Source organism: Escherichia sp. MOD1-EC6300, assembly GCF_002965045.1.
GTDB classification, from domain to species: Bacteria; Pseudomonadota; Gammaproteobacteria; order Enterobacterales; family Enterobacteriaceae; genus Escherichia; species Escherichia coli_F.
The window spans coordinates 141,082-163,685 of record NZ_PTRH01000004.1; the positions used below are offsets into that span (position 1 = coordinate 141,082).

The window sequence follows — 22,604 nt, forward strand, 5'->3', positions numbered from 1 at the left end:
GCGTTAACGTAACGGCATAACGGGCGTGATATGTCCATTATGCCGGGCGGGCGGCGGTTGGCTGCCCGCCAGCCATTTGGGAAAATCACGTAGCGGCATCGGCTGTGCGTACAAATACCCTTGCAAAATATGCACGCCATGACGGCGCAAATACTTCGCCTGTTCTTGTGTTTCCACACCCTCCGCCACCAGTTCAATATTCAGTCTTTGCCCCAGTGCGATGATGATATCGGTCACCGTCGAGTTAACCGCGTCAGAACCTATAGCTGCGGTAAATGACTTATCAATTTTCAGCACGTCAGGACGTAATGTTTCAAGCCAGGAAAATGAACTGTTGCCGGTGCCGAAGTCATCAATCGCCAGTTTGACGTTTTTACGATGCAGCTCGCGGGCAATCCGATAATCAACATCCAGTAAGGCATCGCGTTCGGTGATTTCGAGGATCAGTTGCTGAATCGGGTGAGCGCTAAACCAGTACTGATTGAGATCTTTTATCAGCACACCACGGCGAAAATGGCTGGGTGCGACGTTAATGCCAACATGAAACTGACTACTCATTGGGAAAACATGCCGCTGACGGATGGTTTCTGCCATCACATAGCGGGTCAGTGGCACAATTAAATGATGTTCTTCCGCGATAGGAATAAACACATCCGGTGAAATCCAGCCCTGACGTGGATTGTTCCAGCGCAGCAAAATCTCTACACCAATACATTGCTGGCTGCGCGCATTAAGCAAAGGCTGGCAGAACAATTCGAACTCATGTTGCGCCAGGCCCAGATTGATTTCACGGGAAAAACTCATCCGGTAAGCGGTCGCCAGCCAGGCGATATAGCCCACAAGTAAACTTAGCAGCACCGCCAGCGGTAATTGTGTTGGAAGATAGTGCCATGCCAGCGCCGTAGCCCCCGGACCATTAACGTTAATGGTAAAAGGAAAGCGTTGCGAAGAAACATGATAGTTTTCATTGTCTTCAGGTTGCGGAAGGGAATCTACCAGCCCATTACCATAGAGCAAATGCCGATCGTCCACCGTCAGGCTGGCGCTACTGATTTGCGGCAGTTGTGGCTCAAGCAGCATTGCCGCCAGTAAGTCGATGTTGATCATCTCCATGACCCCAGCATTGCTACTGCCCGCTGCAGGCGTCCATTGAATCAAAACCGGACTGCCTTTAATCAGGGCATGGTCGGTCGTCAGTCGTAAAAGTGGTTGCGGTGCAGGAAGTTCAGCCAGAATGTCCACGACGGGCACATTGCGATAACCAAAAATGCTGGAGCAATAAAGTGTGCCGTCTTGCACCAGGCCAATGGATCGCACAGTTTGGAGTTTTGCCGCCTGTTTACGTAATGGCAAATGGGCGACAGAGCAGGGCAGACCAATTAGCGGAAGTAAGACTTCGCTACCTGCCTGTAGGGGAAGCAGTACTTTATCTAATTCCTCTACAGCGTGATTGGCGAATTGTACTACCCGTTGTTGATTTAAGTTACGCTGTGAAATAAATCGCACGCTCAGGGTCGAAGCGAGCGTAACGAGTGCGCAAATCGTACAAACAATCATTCGATTACGGCGATAGGTTTTAATGATCCGTTGTGCTTTTTGCATGCGGGCCACCCTGTAAGCGTATGGCGACAAACGCCTGACGCAACAGTGGAAGTGTAGTGGGGAAAATTACAGCAGACGAGAAAGCAGGGATAAATTCGCCCATCCGTTGCAGATGGGCGAGGATAAAGTATTAGTCACACTGGACTTTAATTGCCAGACCACCACGAGACGTTTCGCGGTACTTGGCGTTCATGTCTTTACCGGTTTCGTACATCGTTTCGATGACTTTATCCAGCGAGACGCGCGGCGCACTGGTGCGACGCAGGGCCATCCGCGCGGCGTTAATCGCCTTGACTGACGCAATGGCGTTACGTTCAATGCACGGCACCTGAACTTGCCCTGCAACAGGGTCACAGGTCAGACCGAGGTTGTGCTCCATGCCAATTTCCGCTGCCACACAAACCTGTTCCGGGCTACCGCCCAACAGCTCGGCAAGGCCCGCAGCAGCCATTGAACAGGCAACACCCACTTCGCCCTGGCAACCGACTTCCGCACCGGAAATAGAGGCGTTCATTTTATACAGTGCACCAATCGCGCCCGCAGCCATAAAGTAACGGGTATAGATGTCCGGGCTAACCGATTCAATAAAGTGGTCATAATAAGCCAGCACTGCCGGAACAATGCCACAAGCACCGTTGGTTGGCGCAGTTACCACACGACCACCGGCGGCGTTTTCTTCGTTAACTGCCAGCGCAAACATGTTTACCCAGTCAATGACATTCATCGGATCGTTAGACAGTTTATCGCTGGAAACCAGCATCCGGCGCAGGGCCGACGCACGACGCGGCACGCGCAGCGGGCCTGGCAGTACGCCTTCGGTGTTCATCCCGCGATCGATACATGCCTGCATGGTTTGCCAGACATGCGCGAAATACTCGTCGATCTCTTTCTTGCTGTGCAGCGCCAGTTCGTTCTGCATAGCGAGACCAGACAGCGAATAGCCGGTTTCATTACAGTACGCGAGCAGTTCGGTGGCAGATTTGAACGGATACGGCACGCTCACTTCGTTGGCGGCATCCTGACCAAAGTGTTCTTCATCGACGATAAAACCGCCGCCGATGGAATAATAAGTTTTGCTGTAGACGACTTCATCGCCGTTATAGGCGTGGATTTGCATACCGTTTTCATGCAGCGGCAGGTTGCCGTTATGAAAACGCATCCCGTTGTCGCGCGGGAAATCCACTTCATGCCGTCCCTGTGCCAGCAGCAGACGTTCGCGCTCTTCTACGTCGCGAATAAAACCGGGAATACTGTCGATATCCACGGTGGCAGGTTCGTTACCTGCAAGACCCATAATAATGGCGATATCGGTGTGGTGGCCTTTACCCGTCAGCGACAGTGAACCATAAACGTCCACGGCAACGCGAGTAACGCTATCCAGTAAGCCTTTTTCGACCAGATCATCGACGAACTGTTTACCCGCCTTCATAGGCCCTACGGTATGGGAAGATGAGGGACCAATCCCCACCTTAAACATGTCGAATAGACTAATCACGATAATACTCCTGACAAGGTGACTGGACTTCCAGTAACGAACGAATAACAGCGCATAGTGTAAGAGGGAACGCGGCGACTGGCTTAACTATTCACATGAATTAAACTAATCAAAAACCGCGATTTAACTAATATTGCGATGATTGTCTCAAGTAGTGTTTTGTAGATGTAAAGATAAGTATAGTCAGGGTTTCACACCAATTTGCAGCGCCAGCTCACGAATTATGCCTGCGGTCATTCCCCATACAAAATACTGTTCATACCAGGACAGCCATACCCGATGTGAATCGCCACGGCGGTAGATATCTAACGGGTGATAACGGCCTAAATGCAGCGCCTGGGCGAGGGGCATTTCAAACACAGCGGAGACTTCATCTTCACTGGCGCGATACGGTAGATCGGGCGGGATAATGCCGACCACCGGGGTTACCTGGTAGCCAGTTACGCTATCGACGGGCGGCAGCACGCCGATAACTTCAACGGCGGAAGGCGGTATAGCGACCTCTTCTTCAGCTTCGCGCAGCGCGGCGGCGATAACTGATGTGTCCGTGTCATCGACTGCACCTCCAGGGAATGCCACTTGTCCGGCGTGTTTACGCAGATGAATCGAACGCTGAGTCAGCAACAACCCCGGTTGCGGTCGGCGGACGATGGGGATTAACACGGCAGCCTGACGATGATTTAGGTTTTCCCGGTTAATTTGCGGGCGCAAAAGTTGAAAACGCGATAAAAAATCATCAAGCGTCAGGCTACGGTATTCCACGTCTTACTTCTCCAGTTGGCGTAATATCTTATTAACTTTATCAAAAGTTTCCTGATATTCCGCTTCTTCCTGGCTATCGGCGACAATTCCACCGCCCGCAGAGCAGTATATTTGTCCGTTAATGGCAGTCAGCGTGCGGATAGTAATGCTGGTATCCATGTTGCCGCAAAAGCTCAAATAGCCAATGCTGCCGCACCAGGCATTGCGTCGCTGCGGTTCCAGTTCGTCGATAATTTCCATAGCCCGTACTTTCGGTGCTCCAGTTATTGAGCCACCAGGAAAAGCTGCGCGCAGCAGATCGCTGGTGTGTAACTGTTCTGGTAGTTGCGCCGTTATGGTGCTGACCAGATGATGCACGGCAGGGAAGGGTTCCACCACGAACAGCTCTGGTACTTTTACCGAACCTGCTACGGCAACACGACCGATATCATTACGCATTAAATCGACAATCATCAGATTTTCGGCACGATCTTTCGCTGAGTTCGCCAGTTTTTCTGCTTGTTTGCTATCTTCCTGAGGATCGGGCAGGCGTGGTAGCGTGCCTTTAATCGGGCGGGTCTGGATTTCACTATTATCACAAAGAATAAACCGCTCTGGCGAAAGGCTTAAAATCGCGCCCTGTTCAAGACGTAAAAAAGCGCTAAATGGCGCGCGGTTGGCCTGATTAAGCTGAAGGAATGCCTGCCATTCATCGCCAGAATAGGTCGCATGGAAACGCTGGGCGAGATTCACCTGATAGCAATCACCGCTGTGCAGATATTCCTGTACCTGGCGAAATTTTTCGCCGTACAGCTCGCGGGTCATATTGGATTGCCAGTCGGAAGTGAGCGTGAAATCTTCCTGCGGCGAGAATTGCTGGCTTTCCAGCCAGGCCCGACGGGCATTGACATCATTATGACTCAGCAAAGAAACTGTTTGACGCTGGTGGTCGACAATGAGCGCCCAGTCGTAGATACCCACAGCCATATCCGGCAGAACGATATCTTGCTGCGCAATTTCTGGCAGTGACTCAAAACGGCGGCCCAGATCGTAGCCAAACAACCCCAGCGCGCCGCCCTGAAATGGCAAATCTTCGTTATGCGCTGGGCGAATGTCTGCGCGATCCAGCACCTGCTGGAGCACCTGTAGCGGGTCATCAGTGGTCGTTGTGCGTTTTTCGCTTTCACTAACAACGGTTTCTTTAGCGAAAGTAGTCAAAGTACAAATCGGCTCGGCGACCACAATATCAAAGCGGCTATATGGATGATCGGCATAGCCGGAGTGTAAAAGCATCGCCCACGGCAGGTGGCTTAAGCGGGAGAAATAAAATTCAGCGGCGTCCTGACGCCAGGGTAAAGTAATCACAGCGGGAGATAACGTCTTCATCAGTCCTGACTCTACTGGCTAAGTGCCGGGTAGCATGAAATAATTAGCGCCAACAATTTAGCAGGAGTTAACAATGTTTGCAGGTTTACCTTCACTCACCCATGAACAGCAGCAAAAAGCCGTCGAGCGGATCCAGGAACTGATGGCACAAGGGATGAGCAGCGGCCAGGCAATCGCGTTGGTGGCCGAAGAGCTGCGTGCCAACCACTCTGGCGAACGAATTGTGGCGCGTTTTGAGGATGAAGACGAGTAAGACTCTAATCCGTATTGATTTCGTTATAGAAGCCGATGATTATTTGATTGTGAGAAAAAGGACGCTTTTTATATGTGGTTAAAAGCGTCCTGCCCCATTTATGCTGATGTAAATTTAACTCAGACCAGTGCTTTTAGTTCTTCCTGCATATATGTTGAAAAGTATTCAGGATTTTTAATCACAGAGCGTTCACCAGACTCCATTTTTTTTGCCCATCCAACCATTTTTTCCGTGAACCCAGGGTTCCAGCCTTCCTGGTCAGCTCGCGCCGTAATATCAGCGGCACTCGCGGGTACTCCCAGTTCTTTCAAATATTTAAAGATTCCCTTCGCCGTGCTTTCATTCATCGAACTTGGTGTTGGCGCTGATACATCCATGGCACCAATGAAATCCAGGGCTTTATCTATTACAGCAGGCATATTCTTATCCTTAAAATTAACCATGTTATCGATAAGGCTATATATGACCTTAATTTGCATCTAATATCAAAGGGATTATAACGATATGGCACGAGTTAACCTGTTGACATTCAGGTGTTTTAAAGGTAGCAGCTCATGGTGTGTTATCCAGTAAGAGGGAGAAAATTAACGGTCAGTTCTCACGCTATAACCAGATGTTCAGCTAAGAAAGAAAACCAGAGATGCTAATCGAAGGGCGAACACAACGGCATTGTTATGTTTATTTATATAGTTAGTTTTATAGCTAAAATTGAAATTATAAAAATAAATAATGAATTAGCAGGAGCATCAACAGTAATATCTTAATCTCTGGTCGATTTATGTAAAACCGACCAGTATTATCGATAAATTATCGTCTGACTTATTTTGCTTCGATAAAGCTTACACCGCAGCCACAATCTTAATTTCAACTTTATACTTCGGGTTCATCAAACCCGCTTGTACCGTGCAGCGCACCGGCGCATGACCCGCGACAACCCAGGCATCCCACGCTTTATTCATCGCCGCGAAGTCGTTTTTATCAGCCAGGAAAATGGTGGCATCCAGAATGCTCGATTTATTGCTGCCCTGTTTTTCCAGCACGGCGTCAATCTGCGCCAGCGTGTTGGCGGTTTGCTCAAAGGCATTGGCGTCGAGGTTTTCCGGTACACCAGTGTAGTAGAGCGTGTTGTTGTGGATTACTACATCAGACCAGCGGGCTTCAGCATCGATACGAACGATAGTCATCATTTTGTCCTCATTATCCTTCCATTTTCGTGCTGCAAAGACTGCCACAATGTGAGGTCGCCGTCACCACTTCAACTGGCGAAAGCGCCCTCATCCTGACATAATCCCTGTTCAAATCAACAGGGGGTAGTGTGACGGACGATTTTGCACCAGACGGTCAGCTGGCGAAAGCGATACCAGGCTTTAAGCCGCGAGAACCACAGCGTCAGATGGCGGTAGCCGTCGCCGGGGCGATAGATAAAAGCCAGCCGCTGGTGGTGGAGGCCGGAACCGGTACGGGCAAAACCTACGCTTACCTGGCCCCTGCGCTGCGGGCGAAAAAGAAAGTCATTATCTCGACCGGTTCAAAAGCGTTGCAGGATCAGCTCTACAGCCGCGATTTGCCAACGGTTTCAAAGGCGTTGAAATATACGGGCAACGTGGCGTTGCTGAAAGGGCGCTCTAACTACCTCTGCCTCGAACGTCTCGAACAGCAGGCGCTGGCGGGTGGCGATCTACCGGTACAAATTTTAAGCGATGTGATCCTGCTGCGCTCCTGGTCTAATCAAACAGTCGATGGTGATATCAGCACCTGCGTCAGCGTGGCGGAAGATTCACAGGCGTGGCCGCTGGTCACCAGCACCAACGACAACTGCCTTGGCAGCGACTGCCCGATGTATAAAGATTGCTTTGTGGTCAAAGCACGCAAAAAAGCGATGGACGCCGATGTGGTGGTGGTAAACCATCATCTCTTTCTGGCGGATATGGTGGTGAAAGAGAGTGGATTTGGCGAACTGATCCCGGAAGCTGACGTGATGATCTTCGACGAAGCCCACCAACTGCCTGACATTGCCAGCCAGTATTTTGGTCAGTCACTCTCCAGTCGACAACTGCTCGACCTGGCAAAAGACATCACCATCGCCTACCGCACCGAATTAAAAGACACCCAGCAGTTACAAAAGTGCGCCGACCGCCTTGCCCAGAGCGCGCAGGATTTTCGCCTGCAATTAGGTGAGCCAGGTTATCGTGGCAACCTGCGCGAACTGTTAGCTAATCCGCAAATTCAGCGAGCATTTTTACTGCTCGATGACACCCTGGAACTTTGTTATGACGTGGCGAAACTGTCGCTGGGGCGTTCCGTCTTGCTGGATGCGGCATTTGAGCGCGCCACGTTGTATCGTACGCGGCTGAAACGGCTAAAAGAGATCAATCAGCCGGGCTACAGCTACTGGTACGAATGCACTTCGCGCCATTTTACTCTGGCACTCACGCCGCTTAGCGTGGCGGATAAATTCAAAGAATTAATGGCGCAAAAACCAGGTAGCTGGATCTTTACCTCAGCAACGCTGTCGGTGAATGACGATCTGCATCATTTTACCTCGCGGCTTGGCATTGAACAGGCAGAGTCGTTGCTGTTACCCAGCCCGTTTGATTACAGCCGCCAGGCGTTACTCTGTGTGCCGCGCAACCTGCCGCAAACCAATCAACCGGGCTCCGCACGGCAACTGGCGGCAATGTTGCGACCGATCATCGAAGCTAACAACGGTCGTTGTTTTATGCTTTGTACCTCGCACGCCATGATGCGCGATCTGGCCGAGCAGTTCCGCGCTACCATGACGCTTCCCGTGTTGTTGCAGGGGGAAACCAGCAAAGGCCAACTGCTACAGCAGTTTGTCAGCGCCGGTAACGCGCTGCTTGTGGCGACCAGCAGTTTCTGGGAGGGGGTGGACGTGCGTGGCGATACATTGTCACTGGTGATTATCGACAAGTTGCCGTTTACCTCCCCGGATGACCCGTTGTTAAAAGCGCGCATGGAAGATTGCCGTTTGCGCGGTGGTGACCCGTTCGATGAAGTACAACTGCCGGATGCGGTCATTACTCTCAAGCAGGGAGTAGGGCGACTGATTCGCGACGCCGACGATCGAGGGGTTTTGGTGATTTGCGACAATCGGCTGGTGATGCGCCCTTACGGCGCGACGTTTCTCGCCAGTCTGCCGCCAGCGCCGCGCACCCGTGACATTGCCCGTGCGGTTCGTTTCCTTGCGATACCATCCTCCAGGTAATTTGTGATGGAGTATGGTATGATGCGCGCCTTTTTATTGATCTAAGCACGAAGACCCATGCGAATTCTGGCTATCGATACCGCGACAGAGGCCTGCTCTGTCGCCCTGTGGAACGACGGCACTGTCAACGCTCATTTTGAGCTTTGCCCTCGTGAACATACTCAACGAATCTTACCGATGGTGCAGGATATCCTGACCACCAGCGGAACTTCCCTGACGGACATAAATGCTCTGGCTTACGGGCGCGGCCCCGGTAGCTTTACCGGCGTGCGCATTGGTATTGGCATTGCGCAAGGGCTGGCGCTTGGCGCGGAATTACCGATGATTGGCGTCTCCACGCTAATGACGATGGCGCAAGGGGCGTGGCGCAAAAACGGCGCAACCCGCGTGCTGGCAGCCATTGACGCGCGAATGGGCGAAGTTTACTGGGCCGAATATCAGCGTGATGAAAATGGTATCTGGCACGGTGAAGAAACCGAAGCCGTACTCAAACCTGAACTCGTTCATGAACGGATGCAACAGCTTTCCGGCGAATGGGTGACGGTAGGGACGGGCTGGCAAGCCTGGCCGGATCTCGGTAAAGAGAGCGGTTTGGCCCTGCGCGATGGCGAAGTGTTACTGCCCGCTGCAGAAGATATGCTGCCGATTGCTTGTCAGATGTTTGCCGAGGGTAAAACGGTGGCGGTGGAACATGCCGAACCGGTTTATTTACGTAACAACGTCGCATGGAAGAAACTTCCGGGCAAAGAATGAATCTTAAGAGTATGCCCTGAGAAAAAAAGGAGTCGCATCATGGCGGTTCAAAAGAATGTTATCAAAGGCATACTGGCAGGTACGTTTGCGCTAATGCTCAGCGGTTGTGTCACTGTGCCGGACGCCATTAAAGGCAACAGTCCCACGCCGCAACAAGATTTAGTTCGGGTAATGAGTGCGCCGCAGCTGTACGTTGGTCAGGAGGCACGCTTTGGCGGCAAAGTGGTTGCGGTACAAAACCAGCAAGGGAAAACCCGCCTGGAAATTGCCACCGTACCGCTGGACAGTGGAGCCAGACCGACGCTGGGAGAACCTTCTCGCGGTCGCATTTATGCCGATGTGAACGGTTTTCTGGATCCGCTAGATTTTCGTGGACAATTGGTCACGGTAGTTGGACCAATCACCGGTGCGGTTGACGGCAAAATCGGCAACACGCCCTATAAATTTATGGTGATGCAGGTAACGGGTTACAAACGTTGGCATTTAACCCAGCAGGTGATTATGCCGCCTCAGCCGATTGATCCATGGTTTTATGGCGGTCGTGGCTGGCCCTATGGCTACGGTGGATGGGGCTGGTATAATCCCGGCCCCGCGAGAGTACAAACTGTTGTAACTGAATAATTGCTTGTTTTTAAAGAAAAAGAAACAGCGGCTGGTCCGCTGTTTCTGCATTCTTACGGTAAAGATAAAAATAAATAGTGACGCGCTTCGCAACCTTTTCGTTGGGTAATTATCAAGCTGGTATGATGAGTTAATATTATGTTAACAGCATGTATATCATTTGGGGTTGCGATGACGACGAACACGCATTTTAGAGGTGAAGAATTGAAGAAGGTTTGGCTTAACCGTTATCCCGCGGACGTTCCGACGGAGATCAACCCTGACCGTTATCAATCTCTGGTAGATATGTTTGAGCAGTCGGTCGCGCGCTACGCCGATCAACCCGCGTTTGTGAATATGGGGGAGGTGATGACCTTCCGCAAACTGGAAGAACGCAGTCGCGCGTTTGCCGCTTATTTGCAACAAGGGTTGGGACTGAAGAAAGGCGATCGCGTTGCGTTGATGATGCCTAATTTATTGCAATATCCGGTGGCGCTGTTTGGCATTTTGCGTGCCGGGATGATCGTTGTAAACGTTAACCCGTTGTATACCCCGCGTGAGCTGGAGCATCAGCTTAACGATAGCGGCGCATCAGCGATTGTTATCGTGTCTAATTTTGCCCACACTCTGGAAAAAGTGGTTGATAAAACCGCCGTTCAGCACGTTATTCTGACCCGTATGGGCGATCAGCTATCCACGGCAAAAGGCACGGTAGTCAACTTCGTTGTTAAATACATCAAGCGTCTGGTGCCGAAATACCATCTGCCAGATGCCATCTCATTTCGCAGCGCACTGCATAACGGCTACCGGATGCAGTACGTCAAACCCGAACTGGTGCCAGAAGATTTAGCTTTCCTGCAATATACCGGCGGTACCACTGGTGTGGCGAAGGGCGCGATGCTGACTCACCGCAATATGCTGGCGAATCTGGAACAAGTTAACGCGACTTATGGGCCGCTGTTGCATCCGGGCAAAGAGCTGGTGGTGACGGCACTGCCGCTGTATCACATTTTTGCTCTGACCATTAACTGCCTGCTGTTTATTGAACTGGGTGGGCAGAACCTGCTTATCACTAACCCGCGCGATATTCCGGGGTTGGTAAAAGAGTTAGCGAAATATCCGTTTACCGCGATAACCGGCGTTAACACCTTGTTCAATGCGTTGCTGAACAATAAAGAGTTCCAGCAGCTGGATTTCTCCAGTCTGCATCTTTCTGCAGGCGGTGGTATGCCTGTTCAACAAGTGGTGGCTGAACGTTGGGTGAAACTGACCGGACAGTATCTGCTGGAAGGTTATGGCCTGACCGAGTGTGCGCCGCTGGTCAGCGTTAACCCGTATGATATTGATTATCATAGTGGTAGCATCGGTTTGCCGGTGCCGTCGACGGAAGCCAAACTGGTGGATGATGATGATAATGAAGTACCACCGGGTCAACCGGGTGAGCTTTGTGTCAAAGGACCGCAGGTGATGCTGGGTTACTGGCAGCGTCCGGATGCTACCGATGAAATCATCAAAAATGGCTGGTTACACACCGGCGATATCGCGGTGATGGATGAAGAAGGATTCCTGCGCATTGTCGATCGTAAAAAAGACATGATTCTGGTTTCCGGTTTTAATGTCTATCCCAACGAAATTGAAGATGTCGTCATGCAGCATCCTGGCGTACAGGAAGTCGCAGCTGTTGGCGTACCTTCCGGCTCCAGTGGTGAAGCGGTGAAAATCTTCGTAGTGAAAAAAGATCCATCGCTTACCGAAGAGTCACTGGTGACCTTTTGCCGCCGTCAGCTCACGGGCTACAAAGTACCGAAGCTGGTGGAGTTTCGTGATGAGTTACCGAAATCTAACGTCGGAAAAATTTTGCGACGAGAATTACGTGACGAAGCGCGCGGCAAAGTGGACAATAAAGCCTGAGCGTTAAGTCAGTCGTCAGACGCCGGTTAATCCGGCGTTTTTTTTGACGCCCACTAAAGAGAATACAATTTGAATTACCAAATGATTACCACGGACGATGCGCTGGCTTCTTTGTGTGAAGCCGTCCGTGCCTTTCCGGCGATAGCCCTGGATACTGAATTTGTTCGTACGCGCACCTATTACCCGCAACTGGGTCTAATTCAACTTTTTGATGGTGAGCATCTGGCGCTAATTGATCCTCTCGGGATCTCCGACTGGTCACCGCTGAAAGCGATACTGCGCGATCAGTCCATCACAAAATTTCTCCATGCGGGCAGTGAAGATCTGGAAGTGTTCCTCAATGTCTTTGGCGAATTACCACAACCCCTGATTGACACGCAAATCCTTGCTGCCTTCTGCGGACGCCCGATGTCATGGGGTTTTGCTTCCATGGTGGAAGAGTATTCCGGCGTTACGCTGGACAAGAGTGAATCGCGCACCGACTGGCTGGCCAGACCGCTGACTGAACGTCAGTGTGAATACGCAGCGGCGGATGTCTGGTATCTGTTACCGATCACCGCAAAGCTTATGGTAGAAACGGAGGCCTCCGGCTGGCTACCTGCGGCGCTGGATGAATGCCGCCTGATGCAAATGCGTCGTCAGGAAGTCGTTGCACCGGAAGATGCCTGGCGTGATATCACCAATGCCTGGCAGTTACGCACACGCCAGCTAGCCTGTTTGCAACTGTTAGCCGACTGGCGACTGCGCAAGGCGCGGGAGCGCGATTTGGCAGTGAACTTTGTTGTGCGTGAAGAGCATTTGTGGTCGGTAGCACGTTATATGCCGGGAAGTCTTGGCGAACTGGATAGCCTGGGCTTATCCGGTAGCGAAATCCGCTTTCACGGTAAAACGCTGCTGGCGCTGGTGGAAAAAGCGCAGACATTGCCGGAAGAGGCCTTACCGCAGCCGATGCTTAACCTGATGGACATGCCGGGTTATCGTAAAGCGTTTAAAGCGATTAAGTCGCTGATTACTGACGTGAGCGAAACACACAAGATCAGCGCCGAATTGCTGGCATCGCGTCGGCAAATCAACCAGCTGCTGAACTGGCACTGGAAACTGAAACCGCAGAACAATTTGCCGGAGCTGATTTCCGGCTGGCGTGGTGAGCTGATGGCGGAAGCATTACACAATTTATTGCAGGAATATCCACAGTAAAATCTTCCGAAGCCGGACTGGGCGCGCTCAGCGCCACATCCGGCTTCGGCAAACTACAAATCCAACACCAGGCGTTTACCCTTCGCGCGTGAACAACAGATCAACATACTTTGCTGGCTGGCACGCTCTTCATCGCTAAAATACTGATCCCGATGGTCAGCTTCACCTTCCAGTATTGCCGTTTCGCAGGTTCCGCATACCCCTTCACGACATAAACATTCCACTTTCGCTGCTTTACTATTTTCAATAACCTGCAAAATAGTCATCTCTTCCGGCACCACAAACTCTTTTCCGGAACGGGCAAGCACCAGCGTAAATGCATCGCCGGTTTTGTCTTCGATAGCAAATTGCTCAAAGTGCAGCGTATCGGTGGCGATGTCCAGACGCGCAGCTTCACTTCTTACCGCCTCATTTAGCGCCTCGGGGCCACAGGTATAAACATGTGTGCCAGGTTCGATATCCGCCAATAATCGCGCTAATTCCAGTCGTGTTCCGGTTGATGAATGATGCAAATGGACTTTCTCGGCCTGCGGATGCTGGACTAGCTCATCACGAAATGCGCAACTTTCTGGATTTCGCGAGCAGTAATGTAACTGCCAGTCGACGTCGCTGTATTGCAACTCTGCCATGTGCGACAGGAAAGGGGTGATACCAATACCGCCCGCGATAAATAGATGCTTTCTGGCCGAGGGAATTAGCGCAAACAGATTATTAGGCGTCGAAATGGTCAACCGATCGCCTGCTTTCACCTGCTGATGCAAAAAGCGCGAACCACCGCGCGAGTTTTCTTCCAGCCGAACGGCAATCTGATAACGAGACGTATCGAGTGGCGAACTCAGCAGTGAGTACGCATTGCTGTACTGGTTATCACCATCGCTCATCTGCACAATGATGTGACTTCCTCCAGTAAACGCAGGTAATGGTTTGCCATCGGTTGCCACCAGCGTGAAGCGTTTCACCTGTTCGGTAAGGGGGTCAACCTGACTCACCTGTACTTCAAACATTTGATAGTCTGACATTGCTGTACTCCATCAAAAATCAGCCCAGCGGCGGAAAATACCGCCGCCGATGTCATTAGTCCTTAAACACCTGCGCCAGCAGATTATGGAAATGGGCGATACCATGTTCGGAAATGCCACTACCGCTACTGTCGGCCATGATGCGCCCCTGACCACGGTAGCCACGCGATTTCAGCCCTTTCTGTACGCTTTCAACCAGACGTAAATCTTCCGGGCGGAACACATCGCGATACCACTCAATCAACGATTTTTGCTCGTCAGTTAACTCTTTATTGGTGAAGTAAATATCGTAGTTTTGCAGGGTGGTTTCAGAATCTACAGGGAATTCATAAATGACCGTCATCATCCCTTTGATCGGTGTGACGTTCAGCATGGTGCACGGCCACAGCCAGAAACCGTGGAATGCCGCATCCGTACCTTCTTCAAATTTAAAAGATTGTTCGGATGGTTTGGCAAAGCCGTATTGCAGCGTCCAGTTGCCGTGCATGGTGTGCCAGTAACGGTCAACCTGAACGGAGTCAGAAAAGCCTGGATGTGCCGGACCACAGTGATAGCACTCAAGATAGTTATCGACAATGTTCTTCCAGTTGGCAGGCGTGCGGGTGGTAAAGCGGGCCGCTAGTTTCAGATCGTGGACTTCCGGGCAGGCTTCCAGCACTTTTGCCCCCAGACCAGGTAACTGATCTTCCACGCTGGTGGCGTTAGGGTCCATGTTGATGAAGACGAATCCGGCATACTCTTCCAGACGCACCGGGACCAGTTGCGCTTTGTCGCTGTCGAAATTAGCGACGTTTTCGCAGTTACGCGCATGGGCCAGGTTGCCATCGAGTTTGAATGCCCAGGCGTGATACGGGCAGGTAATCACATTTTTCGCTTTCCCTTCGCCGCTCAATAACTGATGACCACGGTGCGGGCAAACGTTATAGAACGCGCGCAAAACCTTATCACGACCGCGTACCAGAACAATGCTTTCGCCAATGATCTCACGCGTCACGTAATCATTGGCATTCACCAGTTCGCTATTGTGAGCGACGCAAATCCAGCTTTTGGCGAAGACGTTCTCTTTTTCATGTTCAAAGGCGTTCTGATCGGTATAGAAACGGGCCGGAATAGTCCATGCTTCTTGCGGGTTGGCGCAAAAATTTTCAGGTAGTACTAAGTCAGGGCTCAGATTGCTCATAGGGATACCTTTATCGTTAGGATGATGGCGTTCAGTTGTCGCCTTTGAATACCGTTCCTGCCGGGATCAGCGGATTTTTTTCCGATGCTTCTACCGGTGTCTGCGGGAGATAATCTTCAACTTGATGAGCCGGGATATCGGCGTAATCCTGCTTCAGCCAGCGAATAAATCCACCGACTTTCACCAGTAAAATAACGAGGAAGGGCAGGGCTGTTAGTACCACAGTGGTTTTCATGGTTTCCAGCGATGCGCCAGTAAATAAGATAGACAGTGGGATCAGGGTGATCACCACGCACCAGAATAGGCGAAGACCACGGTCAGGGTCGTCACCTTCCTGAAGATTTCGCGTACTGGTCGCCGCCATAGTGTAGGCCACCGCATCCATATGCGAGGCAAGGAAAATAATCATCACGCCCAGGTATGCGGCGAGGAATAATTTACCGGCTGGCAATGACATCAGAACTTGTTGAACGGCAGTTTCACCGCCCAACGTTTCCAGCACTTGCGGGACGTTGATCACGCCATTGATAAACTGATGAATAGCATAGCTTTCCATTACGCCGAAGAAGAACCAGCAGCCGACGGTGCTTCCGAGGATCAAGCCCCAAATAACTTCTTTGATCTTACGACCACGCGATACGCGAGTGACAAACATTGCTACGCCGGGCGTGTAAGAGATCCACCAGAGCCAGTAGAAAACGGTCCAGTTGCGGGTAAATAAACCATCGCCAAGTGGATCGGTAAATAAACTCATTTGCAGGAAGTTTTGGGTGGTCAGGCCGATGGCATTGATGATGCTGTTGGTAATAAATTCGGTTGGGCCGACAATCAGGACCAGCAATGGCAGAAGGAACGCCCCCCAGCCGACCATTTTGCTCAGACGTTGCAAACCGTTGTTGATACCAATCCACGAGCTTAGGCAAAAAATGCCGCCGGAAAGCAGGATAACAAAAGCCTGAACGGTGAAGTTATCTGGTAAACCGGTCAGTGCGGAAAGTCCACGAGTAAAGGTTGCGGCGGTGACGACCAGGGAAATAGTCAGCGCACCGACAGTGGCGATCAGGAACATCAAATCAACCAGTTTTCCCCACGGGCCTTGCGGACGAACGCCGGTAATAGCAGCAATAATGCCGGAAAGGCTCAGCCCTTTATTTTTCCGCACATGAAAGTGATAAGCCATGATTAATGAGGCCAGCGTATAAGTTGCCCAGGCGCTGATGCCCCAGTGGAAGAAGGAGTAGGGAACGCTAAATTCGAGTGCCTGTTGTGAACGCGGTGCGATATTTAATCCAGGCGTTTGATAATAATAGGCCCATTCAGCAACCCCCCAATAAAGCGTAGAAGAACCTAAACCTGCACAAATAAACATAAACAGCCAGGAGAGCGTGCTGTATTCCGGTTTTCCTTCGCCAAGACGAATATTGCCGTATTTACTGGTGGCTAAATAAATCACCAGTCCCATTGCCAGCAAAACCAATACCTGTACGGCGGAACCTAACGTACGCGTGACAAAAGTGTATATAGCGTTGGCCGCGTCGGCCGATTGTTGTGGGAAAAGGCTTAATGCAGCTGCGATGAAAAGAATGGCCACCAGGCTGATGCTTATCAACGGCACATCTTTTTTCTTAACATTGCTCATCATGAGTCATCTCCTGGGCATAAAAGCCCGTCTCTGGCTTTTGCCAGTTGTAATTATTTGCAGGGTATGAGTTGTATGTTGTGTTTAACAAATTGATTATTTACATGTTACATAAATTAAACAATTAAGAATACGGAAAGCCATAAAACACGAAACGGAAACAATAAAAGGTGAAATGACGCAGGTTATTTACTGCAAAGAACGAATAAAAAAACCGCGTCAGTGACGCGGTTCAAATAAACTGGTTTGACCTTAACGCAAAATAATTTTGCAAATCGCGTCGGCAACCTGTGGCGTGGTGGCATTGCCTTTCATATCAGGTGTTTTCGGACCGTGAGCAATCACTTCTTCAATCGCGGCCAGAATACCGTTGTGTGCTTGCCGGAAACGCTCATCGCCATTGCCGAGGAAATCAAGCATCATTGCACCGGCCCAAATCGTGGCGATAGGGTTAGCAATATTTTTCCCGTAGATATCCGGCGCGGAACCGTGGACTGGCTCGAAGAGCGACGGGAAAGTGCGTTCCGGATTCAGGTTGGCGGATGGGGCAATGCCGATGGTGCCGGTGCAGGCCGGGCCAAGATCGGAAAGAATATCGCCAAACAAATTAGACGCCACCACCACATCGAAGCGTTCCGGCTGCATCACAAAACGTGCGCAGAGAATATCAATATGCTGCTTGTCCCAGCGGATCTCCGGGTAATTCTCAGCCATTGCTTCCACTCGCTCATCCCAGTACGGCATGCTGATGGCTAAACCGTTCGATTTAGTGGCAGAAGTTAGCGTCTTACGTGGGCGGCTTTGCGCAAGTTCAAAGGCATAGCGCAAAATACGATCGACACCACGACGAGTAAATACCGATTCCTGAATGACGACTTCATGCTCTGTACCTTCATTCACTCTACCGCCGAGCGAGGAATATTCGCCTTCGGTGTTTTCCCTGACCACGTAAAAATCGATGTCGCCAGGCTGTTTTCCCGCCAGCGGGCAGGGAACGCCAGGAAAGAGACGAACCGGGCGCAGGTTGACGTACTGGTCGAACTCACGACGAAATTTCAGCAGCGAACCCCACAACGAAATATGGTCCGGAACGGTATCCGGCCAGCCGACGGCACCAAAATAGATGGCGTCGAAACGGCTAAGTTGCTCATGCCAGTCGTCCGGCATCATTTTACCGTGATGGCTGTAATACTCGCAGCTCGCCCACTCCATTTGCTCAAAACTCAAGGCGAAGCCCCAGCGCTCAGCGGCAGCCTGTAACACGCGAATCCCTTCAGGAAGGACTTCTTTGCCAATCCCGTCTCCCGGGATCGCAGCAATACGCATCGTTTTCATCATTGGGTTCTCACTTCCTGACCATCAAAATTGACAATACCCTCATCCTATAATTGACTGAAAAGGAATTAATCCCCGTAACTGGTGAAACATAAAACACGAATCATGAATAATTTACCGCTGCTGAACGATTTGCGCGTCTTTATGCTGGTGGCTCGCCGGGCTGGTTTTGCCTCCGTGGCAGAAGAATTGGGTGTTTCACCGGCTTTTGTCAGCAAACGCATTGCCTTGCTGGAACAAACGCTAAATGTGGTGTTGTTACACCGTACCACCCGCCGCGTCACTATTACCGAAGAAGGAGAGCGGATTTATGAATGGGCGCAGCGGATTTTGCAGGATGTCGGCCAGATGATGGACGAGCTTTCTGACGTGCGTCAGGTGCCGCAGGGGATGTTGCGTATTATCAGCAGCTTTGGTTTTGGACGGCAGGTGGTGGCTCCGGCGTTATCGGCGTTGGCGAAGGCGTATCCGCAACTGGAGTTACGTTTTGATGTGGAAGACCGACTGGTCGATTTGGTCAATGAAGGTGTTGATCTCGATATTCGTATTGGTGATGACATTGCACCTAACTTAATCGCCCGCAAACTGGCGACCAATTACCGTATTCTCTGCGCATCGCCGGAATTTATTGCGCAATATGGCACGCCGAAACATTTAACCGACCTTTCTGCATTGCCGTGCCTGGTCATTAAAGAGCGCGATCATCCTTTTGGTATCTGGCAATTACGCAATAAAGAAGGCCACCATGCGATTAAAGTCACCGGCCCGCTGTCGTCTAATCATGGAGAAATTGTTCATCAGTGGTGTCTTGATGGTCAGGGGATTGCGCTACGCTCCTGGTGGGATGTCAGCGAAAATATTGCCAGTGGTCATTTAGTGCAAGTGCTACCGGAGTATTACCAGCCAGCAAATGTCTGGGCCGTTTATGTTTCAAGGCTGGCGACGTCAGCGAAAGTGCGGATAACGGTAGAATTTTTACGCCAGTATTTTGCCGAGCACTACCCGAATTTTTCACTGGACCACGCCTGATTAATGATTCAATTATCGTGTTGATATCAGGTTAAACCCTGATTTTCTCCTTTCTAAGCCGCTAGAGATTGGTTAGCATATTCACCTTTAATCGCGCATGATCGATAGATAATTAAAGAGGTTAATGTGTTCGCTGAATACGGGGTACTGAATTACTGGACCTATCTGGTTGGAGCCATTTTTATTGTGTTGGTGCCAGGGCCAAATACCCTGTTTGTACTCAAAAATAGCGTCAGTAGCGGTATCAAAGGCGGCTATCTTGCGGCCTGTGGCGTATTTATTGGCGATGCAGTATTGATGTTTCTGGCATGGGCCGGAGTGGCGACATTAATTAAAACCACCCCGATATTATTCAACATTGTACGTTATCTCGGTGCGTTTTATTTGCTCTACCTGGGGAGTAAAATTCTCTACGCGACCCTGAAGGGTAAAAATAGCGAGGTCAAATCCGACGAGCCCCAATACGGTGCCATCTTTAAGCGCGCGTTAATTTTGAGCCTGACTAATCCGAAAGCCATTTTGTTCTATGTGTCGTTTTTTGTACAGTTTATCGATGTTAATGCCCCACATACGGGAATTTCATTCTTTATTCTGGCGACGACGCTGGAACTGGTGAGTTTCTGCTATTTGAGCTTCCTGATTATTTCTGGTGCTTTTGTCACGCAGTATATACGTACCAAAAAGAAACTGGCTAAAGTGGGCAACTCACTGATTGGTTTGATCTTTGTGGGTTTCGCCGCCCGACTGGCGACGCTCCAGTCCTGATGCATTCAGCCCGCGTTGTCGCGGGCTTCCAACCTGTAATCCTCCCTGATTCTTCTCTGATACGGTGCTAAATAGTAACCAATAAATGGTATTTAAAATGCAAATTATCAGGCGTACCCTGAAACGGCTGAAATAAACCGTTTTCAGCGCATTCACCGAAGGAGGGAAAAGGATGCTGCAAATCCCACAGAATTATATTCATACGCGCTCAACGCCTTTCTGGAATAAACAAACTGCGCCTGCCGGAATATTCGAACGTCATCTTGATAAAGGAACGCGCCCAGGGGTATACCCACGCCTTTCCGTTATGCATGGGGCGGTCAAATATCTCGGCTACGCTGATGAACACAGTACAGAGCCTGATCAAGTGATCCTTATCGAAGCGGGGCAGTTTGCGGTGTTCCCTCCAGAAAAGTGGCACAACATTGAAGCCATGACTGACGACACTTATTTCAACATTGACTTCTTCGTTGCTCCTGAAGTCCTGATGGAAGGCGCGCAACAACGAAAAGTCATTCATAACGGGAAATGAATCATGGGCAAAGCAACGTATACCGTGACCGTCACCAATAACAGTAATGGCGTTTCTGTCGATTATGAAACAGAGACGCCGATGACTTTGCTGGTGCCAGAAGTGGCGGCTGAAGTGATAAAAGATCTGGTGAATACCGTGCGTTCTTATGACACGGAAAACGAACATGATGTTTGTGGTTGGTAATTATCACTGATCGTAGATGGCGCAATTTCTGCGCCATCGCAAAAAAATCCTCCGTGATGCTTGTCACAAATCTTGCCCTCCTGATGTTGTGCTATGCTTTTTATCAGCGACTAACCCGCTAATGCAAAACAGATAAGTGAGGAAACAATGGGCATTCTGTCATGGATTATTTTTGGGCTTATTGCCGGTATTCTGGCGAAGTGGATCATGCCAGGTAAAGATGGTGGTGGATTCTTTATGACTATCCTGCTGGGGATAGTCGGTGCCGTAGTCGGCGGATGGATCAGCACGCTGTTTGGCTTTGGTAAAGTCGATGGCTTCAATTTTGGCAGCTTCGTGGTTGCCGTTATTGGTGCGATTGTCGTGCTGTTTATCTACAGAAAGATCAAAAGTTAACGCGTAAATTGCACAAAGGCTGCACACAGGCAGCCTTTGCTATTTTTTAGATGTGACGTTACCACCATCCCAACTCAGTGCCGAGAACGACAATAATCGCTACGCCCATCATAATAATCGTTGTTTTTTTCATCTTTATGCTCCCGGGGCAGCATAGCCGCCAATAAAAAACCATGCTAAAAATACGACCGCTGTAATAAAGATTACAACCGGAAAAATAATACCGATTCGCATGTTATCACCAATCAAAAGGATGTGAATACGCCTCAGGAATGTAGCGCTGAATGCGCGACAAAAGGTGTTTTCTGTTTGTGTTTTTTCTCCTGATACATCGCGATATCGGCAGCATGCAGGGCGCTGTCTGCATCGGTCGTTTCAGGATCGACTTCTACTATGCCAAGACTGGCACCAGGATAATACAAATCAACATCACCTAAGTGATATTCTCCGCGTATTTGCTGTTGAATACGTTCTCGCAGCGATGGAATATCCGCATTCTCATTGTTCAGTGAAACAACCAAAAACTCATCACCGCCGAGACGACCAATAACTTCGCCATTTTGCTGGAGCGTATTAAGGCGCTCGCCAACCTGAATAAGAAACAGATCGCCACTATTATGACCAAAACGATCATTGATTAATTTGAAGTTATCCAGATCGATAAATGCGATCATTATCTTATGGTTAAGATGCCTCGCAAGAGAAAACAGCGTCGTCAGGTTTTCAAAAATCGCCCGCCGATTCGGTAGCCCGGTTAACGAGTCGGTATACGATTGCGCAATCAGTGCGGCATTGGCTTCGCGCAGCTGTTCAACCAGCGCCTCTTTTTGAATATATTGTGCAATCAGTCCGGCGAATAACTGCAAAACCTGTTCCGCGCGTTCACTCCACTGGCGCTTCTCACTGCTGGCGGCGCAAAGCGTGCCATAGAATGATCCATCCGGTAAGTGAATTGGCGTGCTCAGAAATGTGGTGATGCCAAGATTGCGTGCCGCAATACAGTCGCCCCAACGGTCGGGGACTTCATCGCTGAAAAAGCAGTTTTCATCAATGGCGCGTTTGCATAACGAGTAATCCCACGAGACGGTAAAATTCTCCGGGATGTGCATTTTCTGGCTGTTACGGGCAAACATTATATGCTGCAGGCGCGCTTCGACATCCACTTTGGTCAGGTAGGTTGATTCCATATCAGTGACCATTTCCAGCATCTCCAGAAGCTGTCGGACCAGGCTTTCCAGTGACTGTTCTTTGGCAAGGGATTGCGAGACGCGGGCGATAATCTGATCTGACACGAAACAACTCCAGGATACGGCGGGTAAATGCTGATTATTTAATCTTTGCAGGCATGATAAAACATCA

Annotated in this window: 24 protein-coding genes; 11 read left to right on the forward strand and 13 right to left on the reverse strand. The window is 50.3% G+C overall.

Annotated features, from left to right (window positions below; translation table 11 throughout):
- Nucleotides 1–3: 3 nt before the first annotated feature.
- The 4 genes from BGE37_RS07985 to pabB all read right to left on the reverse strand — a co-directional run bounded on the left by BGE37_RS07985 (nucleotide 4) and on the right by pabB (nucleotide 5,224).
- A complete protein-coding gene (locus BGE37_RS07985) occupies nucleotides 4–1,602 on the reverse strand; it encodes an EAL domain-containing protein (RefSeq protein WP_001353154.1) in 1,599 nt (532 codons plus the stop codon).
- A gap of 130 nt (nucleotides 1,603–1,732) precedes the next feature.
- The gene (gene sdaA / locus BGE37_RS07990; protein WP_000624298.1) at nucleotides 1,733–3,097 is read right to left on the reverse strand and encodes an L-serine ammonia-lyase; all 1,365 of its coding nucleotides are present in this window, start codon (nucleotides 3,095–3,097) and stop codon (nucleotides 1,733–1,735) included.
- A 183-nt stretch (nucleotides 3,098–3,280) separates the two neighbouring features.
- Nucleotides 3,281–3,859 carry a CoA pyrophosphatase gene (locus BGE37_RS07995; RefSeq protein ID WP_105287919.1) on the reverse strand — a complete coding sequence of 193 codons (579 nt, stop codon included), beginning with the start codon at nucleotides 3,857–3,859 and terminating at the stop codon, nucleotides 3,281–3,283.
- Between the two features lie 3 nt (nucleotides 3,860–3,862).
- Nucleotides 3,863–5,224: an aminodeoxychorismate synthase component 1 gene (gene pabB, locus BGE37_RS08000; protein ID WP_105276938.1), complete on the reverse strand. Its 1,362-nt coding sequence runs from the start codon at nucleotides 5,222–5,224 to the stop codon at nucleotides 3,863–3,865.
- Nucleotides 5,225–5,297: 73 nt separating this feature from the next.
- Here pabB and BGE37_RS08005 point away from each other — a divergent pair, with 73 nt between their 5' ends.
- Entirely contained in the window at nucleotides 5,298–5,477 is a 180-nt protein-coding gene (locus BGE37_RS08005) for a YoaH family protein (protein WP_000457334.1), read from the forward strand.
- A 119-nt stretch (nucleotides 5,478–5,596) separates the two neighbouring features.
- Here BGE37_RS08005 and BGE37_RS08010 read toward each other — a convergent pair whose 3' ends face one another.
- Together BGE37_RS08010 and BGE37_RS08015 are read right to left on the reverse strand one after the other, a co-directional pair.
- Nucleotides 5,597–5,896, reverse strand: coding sequence for a DUF1889 family protein (locus BGE37_RS08010; protein ID WP_001111990.1), 300 nt, complete (start codon nucleotides 5,894–5,896; stop codon nucleotides 5,597–5,599).
- 420 nt (nucleotides 5,897–6,316) lie between these two features.
- Nucleotides 6,317–6,661, reverse strand: coding sequence for a RidA family protein (locus tag BGE37_RS08015; protein WP_001354727.1), 345 nt, complete (start codon nucleotides 6,659–6,661; stop codon nucleotides 6,317–6,319).
- A gap of 131 nt (nucleotides 6,662–6,792) precedes the next feature.
- Here BGE37_RS08015 and BGE37_RS08020 point away from each other — a divergent pair, with 131 nt between their 5' ends.
- The 5 genes from BGE37_RS08020 to rnd all read left to right on the forward strand — a co-directional run bounded on the left by BGE37_RS08020 (nucleotide 6,793) and on the right by rnd (nucleotide 13,164).
- A complete protein-coding gene (locus tag BGE37_RS08020; RefSeq protein WP_105276939.1) occupies nucleotides 6,793–8,703 on the forward strand; it encodes an ATP-dependent DNA helicase in 1,911 nt (636 codons plus the stop codon).
- A gap of 57 nt (nucleotides 8,704–8,760) precedes the next feature.
- On the forward strand, nucleotides 8,761–9,456 hold the full coding sequence (gene tsaB / locus BGE37_RS08025) for a tRNA (adenosine(37)-N6)-threonylcarbamoyltransferase complex dimerization subunit type 1 TsaB (protein WP_001220973.1): 696 nt from the start codon (nucleotides 8,761–8,763) through the stop codon (nucleotides 9,454–9,456).
- 39 nt (nucleotides 9,457–9,495) lie between these two features.
- Entirely contained in the window at nucleotides 9,496–10,077 is a 582-nt protein-coding gene (yeaY, locus tag BGE37_RS08030) for a Slp family lipoprotein YeaY (RefSeq protein WP_032303203.1), read from the forward strand.
- Between the two features lie 204 nt (nucleotides 10,078–10,281).
- Nucleotides 10,282–11,967 (forward strand): long-chain-fatty-acid--CoA ligase FadD, encoded by a 1,686-nt coding sequence (gene fadD, locus BGE37_RS08035; RefSeq protein WP_000758422.1) that lies wholly within the window; start codon nucleotides 10,282–10,284, stop codon nucleotides 11,965–11,967.
- A gap of 81 nt (nucleotides 11,968–12,048) precedes the next feature.
- Complete coding sequence (gene rnd / locus BGE37_RS08040) at nucleotides 12,049–13,164, forward strand: ribonuclease D (RefSeq protein WP_123057322.1); 1,116 nt, start codon at nucleotides 12,049–12,051, stop codon at nucleotides 13,162–13,164.
- A gap of 53 nt (nucleotides 13,165–13,217) precedes the next feature.
- On the opposite strand, the gene yeaX is transcribed toward rnd, so the two are convergent.
- The 4 genes from yeaX to dmlA all read right to left on the reverse strand — a co-directional run bounded on the left by yeaX (nucleotide 13,218) and on the right by dmlA (nucleotide 18,340).
- Entirely contained in the window at nucleotides 13,218–14,183 is a 966-nt protein-coding gene (gene yeaX, locus BGE37_RS08045) for a carnitine monooxygenase reductase subunit YeaX (RefSeq protein ID WP_105276940.1), read from the reverse strand.
- 55 nt (nucleotides 14,184–14,238) lie between these two features.
- Entirely contained in the window at nucleotides 14,239–15,363 is a 1,125-nt protein-coding gene (yeaW, locus tag BGE37_RS08050; protein WP_105287920.1) for a carnitine monooxygenase, oxygenase subunit YeaW, read from the reverse strand.
- Between the two features lie 31 nt (nucleotides 15,364–15,394).
- Nucleotides 15,395–17,005 carry a BCCT family transporter YeaV gene (yeaV, locus tag BGE37_RS08055; RefSeq protein ID WP_105287921.1) on the reverse strand — a complete coding sequence of 537 codons (1,611 nt, stop codon included), beginning with the start codon at nucleotides 17,003–17,005 and terminating at the stop codon, nucleotides 15,395–15,397.
- Between the two features lie 249 nt (nucleotides 17,006–17,254).
- Nucleotides 17,255–18,340, reverse strand: a complete 1,086-nt coding sequence (dmlA, locus tag BGE37_RS08060; protein ID WP_105287922.1) for a multifunctional D-malate/3-isopropylmalate/tartarate dehydrogenase — start codon at nucleotides 18,338–18,340, stop codon at nucleotides 17,255–17,257.
- Nucleotides 18,341–18,442: 102 nt separating this feature from the next.
- On the opposite strand from dmlA, the gene dmlR reads away from it, so the two are divergent.
- From dmlR to BGE37_RS08085, 5 genes are all read left to right on the forward strand, one after another.
- Complete coding sequence (dmlR, locus tag BGE37_RS08065; RefSeq protein WP_001353156.1) at nucleotides 18,443–19,366, forward strand: DNA-binding transcriptional regulator DmlR; 924 nt, start codon at nucleotides 18,443–18,445, stop codon at nucleotides 19,364–19,366.
- Nucleotides 19,367–19,492: 126 nt separating this feature from the next.
- Nucleotides 19,493–20,131 (forward strand): leucine efflux protein LeuE, encoded by a 639-nt coding sequence (leuE, locus tag BGE37_RS08070; protein ID WP_105276943.1) that lies wholly within the window; start codon nucleotides 19,493–19,495, stop codon nucleotides 20,129–20,131.
- 172 nt (nucleotides 20,132–20,303) lie between these two features.
- On the forward strand, nucleotides 20,304–20,663 hold the full coding sequence (yeaR, locus tag BGE37_RS08075; protein WP_000939322.1) for a DUF1971 domain-containing protein YeaR: 360 nt from the start codon (nucleotides 20,304–20,306) through the stop codon (nucleotides 20,661–20,663).
- Nucleotides 20,664–20,666: 3 nt separating this feature from the next.
- The gene (locus BGE37_RS08080) at nucleotides 20,667–20,849 is read left to right on the forward strand and encodes a DUF1869 domain-containing protein (protein WP_000513737.1); all 183 of its coding nucleotides are present in this window, start codon (nucleotides 20,667–20,669) and stop codon (nucleotides 20,847–20,849) included.
- 147 nt (nucleotides 20,850–20,996) lie between these two features.
- Entirely contained in the window at nucleotides 20,997–21,245 is a 249-nt protein-coding gene (locus BGE37_RS08085) for a GlsB/YeaQ/YmgE family stress response membrane protein (RefSeq protein WP_000512153.1), read from the forward strand.
- 58 nt (nucleotides 21,246–21,303) lie between these two features.
- Here the strand turns inward: BGE37_RS08085 and yoaJ are convergent, their stop codons facing one another.
- Genes yoaJ through dgcP form a run of 3 tightly spaced genes read right to left on the reverse strand, consistent with a single transcriptional unit; the run spans nucleotide 21,304 to nucleotide 22,537 of the window.
- The gene (gene yoaJ / locus BGE37_RS08090) at nucleotides 21,304–21,378 is read right to left on the reverse strand and encodes a protein YoaJ (protein ID WP_001386836.1); all 75 of its coding nucleotides are present in this window, start codon (nucleotides 21,376–21,378) and stop codon (nucleotides 21,304–21,306) included.
- Nucleotides 21,379–21,380: 2 nt separating this feature from the next.
- A complete protein-coding gene (locus BGE37_RS08095) occupies nucleotides 21,381–21,479 on the reverse strand; it encodes a YoaK family small membrane protein (protein ID WP_001219350.1) in 99 nt (32 codons plus the stop codon).
- A 32-nt stretch (nucleotides 21,480–21,511) separates the two neighbouring features.
- Nucleotides 21,512–22,537: a diguanylate cyclase DgcP gene (gene dgcP, locus BGE37_RS08100; protein ID WP_024212062.1), complete on the reverse strand. Its 1,026-nt coding sequence runs from the start codon at nucleotides 22,535–22,537 to the stop codon at nucleotides 21,512–21,514.
- Nucleotides 22,538–22,604: the final 67 nt, after the last annotated feature.